We start from the raw sequence: 10516 nt of genomic DNA on the forward strand, positions 1-10516 counted from the left end.
GGGCACGAGAGCACGGGTCGCCGATGAACCCGCGCTGCTACACCGTCACGCGAGGTCTCCATATGCCGAAGTCGAAGGTCCGCAAGAAGCCCGTCTACACCCCGCCGCCCGGCGAGGGTCGTGTCACCACGCCGGTGAAGGTCGCGGGCCCCACCAACCCCGTCTACGTCGCGGTGATGCTGGGTCTGATGGCCGTCGGTCTGGTTTGGCTGGTGGTCAACTACCTCGCCGGGCCGTCCATCCCATTCATGACGGCGCTCGGTTCGTGGAACTTCCTCATCGGGTTCTCACTCATCGTAATCGGCCTTCTGATGACCATGAGATGGCGCTGACCAGCAGAAATACAGGAACGTAAGTAATCCCCAGTGTGGACAAACGCTGTGGACAAGTTACTTTGAGTGATCATGATACGGGCGTCCGGGAGTGGAGCCCGGCCACGGGACTCGTGGTTGTCGGGTGGATCGCCACCGTGGCCGCGGCCGGGTGGTGCGTGGCGCTGTGGAGCGCCGACAGCGACCCGGCCGGGCGTCTGATCGCGGGCGTCGCGGCCGTGGTCATCGGCATCGCATCGCTTTTCGGCACCCGGGCCCGGCCCCGGCTGCGGGCCGACGCCGACGGTCTGACGGTCGGCGGCCTGCTGCGCAGACGCCACTACCCGTGGCCCCTGGTGCAGGACGTGCGCGTGCTGCGGGTGCGGCGCCTCGGGCGGCAGAGCTCCCTGCTGGAGGTCGACACGGTCACTGCGGACGGCGGCGAGCAACTGCTGGTGTTCGGCCGGCTGGACCTCGGCGCGGATCCTGAGGACGTGGCGCCCCAGGTGCTGGCCGTGCGGCCCTGAGCTCGGCTCAGGTGAGCGTGGTGACGGCGCAGAGCGCGAGGAGCACCACGGTGATGCCCGCCAGCGCGGCCACCTGCACGGCCGTCTGGTTGCGCCGGGGCGCGTAGACGAGCGCAGCGGCCACGACGGCCCCTGTGATGAGCCCTCCGATGTGCCCGGTGAGGGAGATGCCCGGCACGAGCTGGCCGATCACGATGTTGACCACGATCAGTCCGATCACCTGGCCGACGGGCCGCCTGACCCGCAGCAGCACCACGAGCAGGCCGCCCATCAGCCCGAACACGGCACCGGAGGCACCGGCCACGGACTGGTTCGGGGCGTAGAACAGCATCACGGCGGCCGAGCCGCCGAGGAGCGAGATCAGGTACAGCGCGAGGAACCGGCCGCGGCCCAGCGCCGTCTCCATACCGCGCCCGAGCACCCACAGCGCGAACATGTTCGAGGCGATGTGCAGTGGCCCGATGTGCAGGAAGCCGGCCGTCAGCAGGCGCCACCAGTCACCCTGGGCGACGAGCCCGGGCGCGAGCGCCCAGGCGTCGAACAGCGGCGAGTTCGCGTTGTTCGCGATGCTGCGGGCCTGCACGGCCGTCCACGCGTAGACGGCGACGTTGAGGACGATGAGCGTCCACACCACCACCGGCCGCCGGTCGACCGCTTCGGCGCCCGCCACGGTGGTGCCGCGGCGGACGCCCTGCGAGGCCCGGCCGACGCAGTCGACGCACTGGTGGCCGACCGACGCCTCCCGCAGGCACTCCGGGCACGACGGCCGCCCACAGCGCGTGCACGTGAGCGCGGTGGGGCGGTCCGGGTGCCGGACGCAGACGGTCTGCGGACCCGGCGGGTACGGAGGCGTCGGCGGTCCTGCGGGGTAGGTCACGGGCGACTGACTAGGAGATCTCGACGTGCTCGATGACGACGTCGTTCAGCGGCCGGTCGGACCGATCGGTGGGGCTGGTGGCGATGGCGTCGACGACGGCACGGGACTCCGCGTCGGCCACCTCACCGAAGATCGTGTGCTTGCGGTTGAGGTGAGGGGTCGGGCCGACGGTGATGAAGAACTGCGAGCCGTTGGTGCCGGGACCGGCGTTGGCCATGGCCAGCAGGTACGGCTTGTCGAAGCGCAGGTCCGGGTGGAACTCGTCGGCGAACTGGTAGCCGGGGCCGCCGCGGCCGGTGCCCGTCGGGTCACCGCCCTGCAGCATGAAGCCGCTGATCACGCGGTGGAAGACCGAGCCGTCGTAGAACGGCCCGGAGTCGCCGCCGCTCGCGTTGGGCTGGCTGTACTTCTTGTCGCCCGTGGCGAGCCCGGTGAAGTTCTCCACCGTCTTCGGCGCCTGGTCGGGGAACAGGTTGATGACGATGTCGCCCTGGTTCGTCCGCAGCGTCGCGGTGTGCTTGCCTGGTTCGGTCACGACCCCATCGTGCCAGCACCCGCGTCCCACGTCAGCGCAGCACCCGGGCCAGGAACCGGACAACCGCCCGCTCGTACGCGTCCGGGTCGGCGTTCCACGCCCCGGTGTGCTCGACGCCCGGAACCTCGAGGTACTCCATCGGCCAGCCGAGCGACGGCGCGACGGCCGCGAGGGCGCGGCTCGGTTCCACCGGCACGGCCGTGTCCTCGGTGCTGTGGACGAGCAGCGTCGGGGGCCGCACCGCGGGGGGCCGGCGACGCAGGTCGAACCGGTCGAAGTCGATGCCGATGCGCCTGCTGGTGATCGTCGTCGCGAACGGGATGAGGCCCGGCGGGAGTCGGCGGTTGCGGGCCTGCCGGCGCAGCGTGGCCCGCCAGTCGACGAGCGGCGCGTCCCAGATCATGGCGCCGACGGTGGACGCGTGGGCCGACCGGTCGAGGAAGGCCGCGGTGATGGCACCGCCCATCGACCAGCCGAACAGCACGATCCGCCGGGCGCCCCGGTCCAGCGCGACGCGGACCGCGGCCTCGACGTCGAGCCACTCGGTGTCGCCCAGGTGGTAGTGGCCGTCCGGGCTGGACGGGGCCTCGACGTCGTTGCGGTAGGTCGGGACCAGCACCGGGAACCCGAGCCCGTGCAGCGCCGGAAGCACCCGCAACGCCTCGCGCCGAGACCCCCCGCGGCCGTGCACCATCACCACCCAGGTGTCTCCGGCACCGCCCTCCGCGGCGGGGACGAACCAGGCCGGGGACGGTCCGAGCGGCGTGGCCACGTCCACCGTCTCGAAGGAGAGGCCGCGCGCGGACGGGTCGGGGTCGTACGGGCCGGTGTCGAGGACGGCCGCGGTGCCGGCCCTCGGCACGTCACCGCCGAGCAGCGGGCGCACCACGGCGTCCGCCGTGATGGCGGTAGGGGATCCCATGACGGCGAGCCCGTCGATCCAACGCAGCCCCCAGACGCCCTGCTGTGCCGCGAGGCGGGTGGGGGCGAGGGCCACGGAGGCGCCGTCCACCGCGAGGACCCGCTCCGGGAAGACCGGTCGCTGGGTCGGATCGAGCAGCACCGACGAGTAGAACCACCCGATCCCGGTGGAGACGGCGCTCAACCCGACCCCGATGCCCGTACCCCACCACACCGACCGTGCCATTCCGGTGATGATGGGGTACCGCCGCCACGTGATCGACCCCGGATCCGGGTCGGGGTCAACCACCGCGACGGCACCCGACGTGATGAACGTGTGCGCTACCGAGAGAGATCACGTTCCCGTAACGGGTGAGGGTTCGTACCGGCCGTGTGAACGGAGACAACCCGCGGGAGGCCACCTCGTTGGCTCGGGAGATCGACCGTGAACCTGACCGCTCCCCGCACGAAGGGTCCCCTCCATATGAGCAGCCTCGCCCGGCGCACCCTGCGCACGACAGCCGCGGCCGCCGGAATCGCCGCCCTCGGTGCCGGTCTCGCCGGTACCGCCTTCGCGGCCCCCGAGCTCCCCGCCGCGCCGAGCACCGACGGTCTCGGTTCCCTGCCGTCGCTCCCCGACGCCACCGCCGCCCAGGACATGCTCCCCGCACTGCCCGCGGCGCCGAGCGTCGCGGACCTGCCGACGGTGTTCTCGTTCGAGATGCCGAACGTCACGACCGCGGGCCCCGAGCTGCCGTCCGCCCCCTCGCTGCCGTCGGCGCCGTCCGTCCCCGACCTGGGCGCACCGTCGCTGCCCGAGGCTCCCGCGCTCCCCGCCCTGCCGAGCGCGAACGCGCTCGACGGGATCATGCACGCCCAGGAGTCGAACAACATCAACGGGCCGTCGACGGACCCGCAGCAGTACATCGGTCAGAACGACGTGGGCGCGCTGTCCAGCCTGGACACCGCCAAGACGATGGCCGACCTGGCGCAGAAGGCCATGTCCGGCGGGTCGATGACGCAGGGCAACAGCCTCGGCTGATCCTCGTCGCAACGCAGCGGGCCCCGCCACCAGGACCTGGTGGCGGGGCCCTTCTGCGTGCGGATCAGGGGACGAGCGATCCGCCGGAACGCGGCCTCGTAGCGGCGAGGTCGGCGTCCTCCCGGGTGCGGCCGAGCTCATCGTCGGCGAGCAGCGCGACGAGCGTGGGCAGGTCCTCGGCGCCGGGCCGCCGCACGGTGAACCCGGCACCGTCGACGGTCGGCGGTCCACTCGTCCCGGTCACGATCTGCGGCAGGGTCACGGCGGTCTCCTCCTGGTCGGCTCCCCCGGTAGGGCCGCCGTGGCCTGCCGGACTCATCGCTCCGCGCGGGATCGGCCCGGATCTAGCGGGGGCTGATCTCGCCCATCTCGCCCCAGCCGTCGCCGGGCACGTCCGCGACGCTGATGATCGACGGCGTGGCCGAGACGACGTCGGGCGCCCATCCGACGAACGTCTTGAAGTGGTCGGAGTTGACGTGCGCGCCCGCGGCGCCGTCCTGGAACGCCTCGGTGAGCACGAAGGTGTTCTCGTCCTCGACGCTCTTGGCCCACTCGAAGAAGATGTTGCCCTCCTCGGCCCGCGTCGCCTCCGTGAACTCCTTGGCGCGATCGAGGAACCCGTCGGTGTGCTGGGGCTTGGTGGGGAACTTGACGACGATGAAGATCATGGAGGTGCCCTTCGGCTGCTGTGCCGGCTGTTGATCAGCGAGCATTCTATCGGCGCTGACACGTCGCGCAGCCGCCGGCGACGCGTCCGATTTCTCCCCCGGGGAGAGGCCCTCGTAGCGGGTCGCGACCGCCCGGTGCTGTTCGAGCAGGTTGATGCCGCATTCCGGGACGGGGCGGCGTGGGCCAGCCTCCCGCGGCGCGACGAGACGCTGAAGCAGCGATCTGCGGGAGGGGCAGCGATCGGCGGAATCGGCACGCGGCGAGGTCTCCACCTGCGCTGAAGGCCGGGTGGCCCCCGGTCAGGAGGGCAACCGGCCTGCGACTCGGCCTGGCGCCGGATCTGCCGCCGGGCGTAAAGTCGGCCTGCTCTCCCGCCGGGCCTCCGGTCAGCAGGAACGAGTGGGTTCCGGTGGGCTGCATGACGGAAGTGGCGCTCCCCGGGGCGACCCAGGACGTGCTACCGCCGATGCTCGCGGTGCGGGAACAGCCCGGCCGATGACGTGCCGAGGGCTCGTCATGGCCAGTGTGAGCGGCTCACCACCGGCCGATCCGGCCGGCGTCTAGTGCCGCGACTCGTGGATCCAGCGGAATGACTCACTCAGTCGTACGAGGACGCCGATGCCACCGATGAGAACCACGATCAGGCCGACGACGTACATGTCCGGGAGGAGCAGCCCGAGCGCGCCGAGCCCCAGTCCGAGAAGCACGACCATCAGTGCGGAGAACATGTCTGCATCACCTCCGCTCCCATGGTGCATGCAAAGCCCGGCCGTGGGGGTGTGAGGTGAGCGCGTCGCTGCATGTCCTGGCCGAGGGCGACATCCCGGCGCGGGCCCAGATGGGTGCGTCGCTGGGCTTCCACATCATCTTCGCCTGCTTCGGCATCGCGTTCCCCCTCGTGTTCCTCATCGCGGAGTGGATCGGCATCAGGCGTCGGGACCAGGTGGCGCTGGCGCTCGCGCAGCGCTGGTCGAAGGTGGCGGCGGTGATCTTCGCCGTCGGGGCGGTGTCGGGAACGGTCCTGTCCTACGAGCTCGGGCTGCTGTGGCCGGGCCTCATGGGCCGCTACGGCGCAGCCTTCGGGATCCCGTTCGCGATCGAGGGCATCTGGTTCTTCGTGGAGGCGATCTTCACGGCCATCTACCTGTACAGCTGGCGCCGGTTGTCGCCGTGGGTGCACTGGTGGTCGGGGACGCCGATGGTCATCGCAGGGCTGCTCGGCGCGTTCTCGGTCGTCGCGGCGAACTCGTGGATGAACCAGCCCAGCGGGTTCACGTTGGAGAACGGGCGGATCGCGTCGGTGGATCCGTGGGCGGTGATCTTCAACCGGGCCACGCCGTTCGAGACGCCGCACATGATCCTCGGCGCCTACATGGTGGTGGGGTTCGTCGTTGCGGGCGTCTACGCGGTCGGGTTGCTGCGCGGACGCCGGGACCGCTATCACCAGCTGGGGTTCCTCATCCCGTTCTGGGTGGGTGCGGTGTGCGCGCCCCTTCAGGTGCTCATGGGGGACATCCTGGCGCGTTGGGTGGCGAACGAGCAGCCGATCAAGTTCGCGGCCATGGAGCTGGTGGCCGACACGCAGCGGGGTGCCACCGAGTGGCTGGGCGGCATCTACTGGAACGGTGAGGTCTATTTCGGGTTCGGCATCCCGTATCTCGACTCCATCCTGGTCGGGTGGTCGCCGAACGCCGAGGTGATCGGGTGGAACAGCGTGCCGCCGGAGCTCCGGCCGCCGCTGTCGAACCTGATCCACCTGTCGTTCGACGGGATGGTCGTCATCGGCTCGCTCCTCATGGTGTTGGGCGCGTGGCAGGCGTGGGTGTGGAAGTTCCGGCGCGAGGTCCTGAGTACCCGGTGGTTCCTCATCCCGGCGGCGCTCGCCGGGTTCGCGTCGATCGTGGCGATGGAGCTCGGCTGGATCGTCACCGAGGTGGGCCGCCAGCCCTGGGTGGTCTACGGCCTGCTACTCACCCGGGACGCGGTGACCACGGCCGGCGGGGTGCCGGTCACCCTGGCCGCCACGATCGTGATCTACGGGGTGCTCACCGCCACCAGCATCGACGTGCCGTGGCTCATGGGCCGGCGCTGGCGCACCCAGGACGCTGCACGGACCGGCGCGGACACCGTGCGGACGCCCTACGGCCCTCCACCGGCCCGGGTCGATGAGACACCGGTATGAACCCCTCCGCCACGACCATTGCCGTCGCCGTCCTTCTGATGGTGACGATCGCCGGCTACGCGCTCTTCGCCGGCGCCGATCTCGGCGGCGGGATCTGGGACCTGCTGGCCGGCGGCGACGAACGCGGCGCCCGTCCGCGGGAGGAGATCGACGCGTCGGTGACGCCGGTCTGGGAGGGCAACCACGTCTGGATCATCTTCGGGTTGGTGGTCTTCTGGACCGGCTTCCCGAGCGCGTTCAGCGCGGTGATGATCGCGCTCTTCACCCCGCTCGCCCTGTCGCTGCTCGGCATCGTGCTGCGCGGCGTCGGCTTCGCGTTCCGGCACGAGGCCGAGAGCCTGCCGACGAAGCGGCTGTACGGCGCGATGTTCGCCGCCTCCTCCCTGATCACGCCGTTCTTCCTCGGCACCGCGGTCGGCGCGGTGGCCACCGGAGCGGTGCCGGCGAACCCCACCGGCAACGTATGGAGCGCCTGGACCAGCCCGACGGCCGTCGTCACCGGCCTGCTGTTCGTCGCGACCTGCGCCTACATCGGCGGCGTCTACCTCGTGGCCGACGTCGTGCGGCGCCGCGACCCCGAGATGGCGAGCTATTTCCGCCGCCGCTCGCAGGCCGCGGGCCTGGTCGCCGGGGTACTGGCGGCGATCAACCTGGTGCTGCTCAGGGAGAGCGCCCCGTACCTGTGGGCCCGGCTGCTCGGGCCTGCGTTGCCCGCGGTCGTGATCTCCGTGCTGGGCGGCCTCGCCGCCCTGCTGCTCCTACCCAGCAACCGGCTGCACCTGCTGCGCGGGGCCGCGGCGCTCGCGGTCGTCGGGGTGGTGGCCGGGTGGGGCGTCGCCCAGTACCCCTGGATCCTGCCCGGCCAGCTGACGCTCGCGCAGAGCGCCGCACCCGAGCCGTCGCAGCTGGCGCTGTTCGCGGCGCTGGGGCTGGCCGTGCTGCTGGTGCTACCCGCGTTCGTGTGGCTGTACTGGCTGCAGCAGCACGAGGAGCTGCACGAGTCGCAGCCCGCACCGGTACCCTCCCCTGCCCCTGCCGGCCGGAACCGCCTGACTGCAGACGACGCCGCACCGAGGGTCACCCGGCCTCCTCCCGACCGGCGTCCCTTGCTGGAGACGGCCGTCGTCGCCATCGTCGTCACCGGTGTCGCCCGTGAGATCGCCCGGCATCTCTTCCCGCGGCGGAGCCGGCGGGACTGACACGGACTCGGCACCGGACCACCGCCGCGGTCCCGGCGATGTGCCCCCGAGCTGCCTCCGCAGCCACCACCGGAGCAGGCCCAGGACGCGGCCGGTGGGGTGGACGACTGTGGTGTGGTGTGCAGACGCCCCGGTCGGTTGCTCCCGTGCGGTAGAGCCGGCCGCGGCCGACCAGGCCCGCCGATCTGGCGCCCCCGGGGCCGTCCCCGGCGCGCCACACCGTCAGGAGCAGCGGCCGGGTCCGAGAGCGCCCGACGAACCAATGGTGAGCGTGCCGGAGAGCTGGATGTCGGCGGCCGAGCTCCCGACGAGAACGTCGACCGACCCGGGCTGCAGAGTGTGGCGCATCGCGCGGTCCCACACGGCCAGCCGTTCGGGCGGGATCTGCACCACCACGGGCAGGCTCTGCCCGACGCCCAGGCGCACGGGCGCAAAACCAGCGAGCGACCGGCCGGGCATCGCGATCGTGCTCGTGAGGTGCTCCAGGTAGACCTGCACGATGTCGCGTCCCGGCCGGTGCCCGGTGTTCGTCACGATGCAGCGGACCTGCACGGTCTCCCGGCCGAGCAGCACGGCGGGGGCGATCCGCAGCCGGGAGTAGCGGAACGTCGTGTAACCGGAACCGTGCCCGAGCGGGAACACGACCGACCGGGGTGTGGGCGCGACCGGCAGGCCCAGCGGGAGCCTGCCCTCGGGCTCGGCGGTGCCGGTGAGCACCTCGGCGACGGCGACGACGTCCCGCCGGACCGGTCCCCAGCAGAGCACGATCGTGGCGGTGGTGGGGGCCAGCTCGTCGAGGGCGTCGACGCGATCGGTGCAGACGAGCACCACGCAGCGCCGTCCCGCCGCGACCACGCGGCCGGCCAGCGGCGCAGCGGTGACCGGGTCGGGCGCCAGCACGACGACCGTGCTCCCGGCCACGGGGTCGCCGGCACCGGGCAGGCCCGCGTGCACCAGCGCCCCGGGGAGCAGGACCTTCAGCGCGCCGGCGAGCTCGTGCGCGTCGGGGGACGCGCCGCCGTCCTGCCCACCCACCGGGCCGCCGGTCTCGTGCACCGCGTCGGCCGCGACGACGTGCACCTCCTCCGCTCCGGACAGCGGCAGCGCGCCCATCGGGTCCGACAGGAGCACGAGGGTCCGGGCGACCGACAGATGGGCCGGGGCGGACGAGGCCGCCGGGGACGGCGGCACGGCGGACGGCGGACGGCGGCGGTCAGGATCGAGCAGGCCCAGCCGGTCCTTCACGTGCAGCACCGCCGCCACCGAGTCGTCGACGATCCAGCGCGGGAGCGCCCCGGTCTCCACGAGCGTGATCAGGCGATCCACGACGTCGGCCCCGGACCCGACGACGTCGACGCCCGCCTCCACCGCGGTGGCGATCGCCTCGGTGAGGTCACCGGCGATCTCGTGGTGCGTGACGAGCCCGTGTACCGCGCCCTCGGCGGCCATCACCACGCCGGTGAATCCCCAGTCGCGGCGGAGCACGTCCCGGAGCATCCACGAGTCGGTGTGGCCGGGGACGCCGGCGTTGCTCGCCCTGGTCGGCATGACGATGGCCGCACCGGCCCGCACGGCGGCCTCGGCCGCGGTCAGGAGCGTCGAGCGCAGGGTGCGCTCGTGCCAGCTGCCGTCCCGGCCGACGCCGAGCGGGACGATCACGGCGACGTGCTCGGGCCCGAACAGGCCGGCACGGCCGGTGTCGCGGCCCTGCGCCCCTCGCACCTGCGCGGTCGCCATTGCCGCGGCGAGCATCGGATCGGCGCGCGGTGGCCCGTCCGCAGCGTCCTGCCCCTCGACGGCGACGGCACCCAGCGTGGCCAGGACACCGGCCGCGCGCAGCGCCGCGGCCTCCTCCGCCGCCAGCCGCTCGACCGCGGCCACGTCCCAGGTCGCCGCGGCCCCGAGCGCTCCCCGGAACCACCCGGCCCCGTGCCCGATCGCGATGGGCAGGGCGGGAACACCCGTCCCCGACCGGGCGAGCACGTCCTGCACCGCACGGATGCGCGCTGCCGACCGGCGGGCTTCGGACGCGGGGACGAGCACGATCCCCGGCGGCCGGTCGACGAGCGCCCTGGCGTCGTCGTCGTCGTCGCTGGGCAGCATCACTGTGCTGATCTGGCCGATCTTCTCCGCGAGCGTCATCCGGTCGAGCAGCTCCCGGACGTGACGGTCCCGCGCCGGCCGCGGCCGCCCGGCCGCTCCCCTGTCACTCATCCGACCGCCAGGGGACATCGGAACGCGCCGATCGACATTCAGCCCTCCAGAAAAATGGGG

The 10516-nt window shown here is 72.3% G+C and carries 12 protein-coding genes; 5 read left to right on the plus strand and 7 right to left on the minus strand.

The annotated features are described in order from the left end of the window. The first annotated feature begins 62 nt into the window (after positions 1-62). Complete coding sequence (crgA, locus tag JWR81_RS05315) at positions 63-332, plus strand: cell division protein CrgA (RefSeq protein WP_297647327.1); 270 nt, start codon at positions 63-65, stop codon at positions 330-332. 62 nt (positions 333-394) lie between these two features. Next, a complete protein-coding gene (locus tag JWR81_RS05320; RefSeq protein ID WP_297647296.1) occupies positions 395-838 on the plus strand; it encodes a PH domain-containing protein in 444 nt (147 codons plus the stop codon). Between the two features lie 7 nt (positions 839-845). Here JWR81_RS05320 and JWR81_RS05325 read toward each other — a convergent pair whose 3' ends face one another. From JWR81_RS05325 to JWR81_RS05335, 3 genes are read right to left on the minus strand one after another with little or no spacing between them, the layout of a single operon-like run. Then, entirely contained in the window at positions 846-1715 is an 870-nt protein-coding gene (locus tag JWR81_RS05325) for a rhomboid family intramembrane serine protease (RefSeq protein WP_297647299.1), read from the minus strand. A gap of 10 nt (positions 1716-1725) precedes the next feature. Beyond that, positions 1726-2250 (minus strand): peptidylprolyl isomerase, encoded by a 525-nt coding sequence (locus JWR81_RS05330; protein WP_297647302.1) that lies wholly within the window; start codon positions 2248-2250, stop codon positions 1726-1728. Positions 2251-2281: 31 nt separating this feature from the next. Further along, positions 2282-3397 carry an alpha/beta fold hydrolase gene (locus tag JWR81_RS05335; protein WP_297647305.1) on the minus strand — a complete coding sequence of 372 codons (1116 nt, stop codon included), beginning with the start codon at positions 3395-3397 and terminating at the stop codon, positions 2282-2284. 237 nt (positions 3398-3634) lie between these two features. Here JWR81_RS05335 and JWR81_RS05340 point away from each other — a divergent pair, with 237 nt between their 5' ends. Beyond that, on the plus strand, positions 3635-4192 hold the full coding sequence (locus tag JWR81_RS05340) for a hypothetical protein (protein WP_297647308.1): 558 nt from the start codon (positions 3635-3637) through the stop codon (positions 4190-4192). Between the two features lie 64 nt (positions 4193-4256). Here the strand turns inward: JWR81_RS05340 and JWR81_RS05345 are convergent, their stop codons facing one another. The 3 genes from JWR81_RS05345 to JWR81_RS05355 all read right to left on the minus strand — a co-directional run bounded on the left by JWR81_RS05345 (position 4257) and on the right by JWR81_RS05355 (position 5589). After that, positions 4257-4454 (minus strand): hypothetical protein, encoded by a 198-nt coding sequence (locus JWR81_RS05345; RefSeq protein WP_297647310.1) that lies wholly within the window; start codon positions 4452-4454, stop codon positions 4257-4259. Positions 4455-4536: 82 nt separating this feature from the next. Next, positions 4537-4905 carry a putative quinol monooxygenase gene (locus JWR81_RS05350; RefSeq protein ID WP_297647313.1) on the minus strand — a complete coding sequence of 123 codons (369 nt, stop codon included), beginning with the start codon at positions 4903-4905 and terminating at the stop codon, positions 4537-4539. Positions 4906-5421: 516 nt separating this feature from the next. Continuing rightward, positions 5422-5589: a hypothetical protein gene (locus JWR81_RS05355; RefSeq protein ID WP_297647315.1), complete on the minus strand. Its 168-nt coding sequence runs from the start codon at positions 5587-5589 to the stop codon at positions 5422-5424. Between the two features lie 56 nt (positions 5590-5645). Here JWR81_RS05355 and JWR81_RS05360 point away from each other — a divergent pair, with 56 nt between their 5' ends. Then, the gene (locus tag JWR81_RS05360; RefSeq protein WP_297647318.1) at positions 5646-7043 is read left to right on the plus strand and encodes a cytochrome ubiquinol oxidase subunit I; all 1398 of its coding nucleotides are present in this window, start codon (positions 5646-5648) and stop codon (positions 7041-7043) included. Then, entirely contained in the window at positions 7040-8242 is a 1203-nt protein-coding gene (locus tag JWR81_RS05365; protein ID WP_297647321.1) for a cytochrome d ubiquinol oxidase subunit II, read from the plus strand. Before JWR81_RS05360 ends, JWR81_RS05365 begins: the two co-directional genes overlap by 4 nt. 222 nt (positions 8243-8464) lie before the next feature. Here JWR81_RS05365 and JWR81_RS05370 read toward each other — a convergent pair whose 3' ends face one another. Beyond that, a complete protein-coding gene (locus JWR81_RS05370) occupies positions 8465-10456 on the minus strand; it encodes a glycoside hydrolase family 3 N-terminal domain-containing protein (RefSeq protein ID WP_297647324.1) in 1992 nt (663 codons plus the stop codon). Between the last annotated feature and the right edge of the window lie 60 nt (positions 10457-10516).

Source organism: Pseudonocardia sp. (assembly GCF_025965585.1).
In the GTDB taxonomy this organism is placed as follows: Bacteria; Actinomycetota; Actinomycetes; order Mycobacteriales; family Pseudonocardiaceae; genus Pseudonocardia.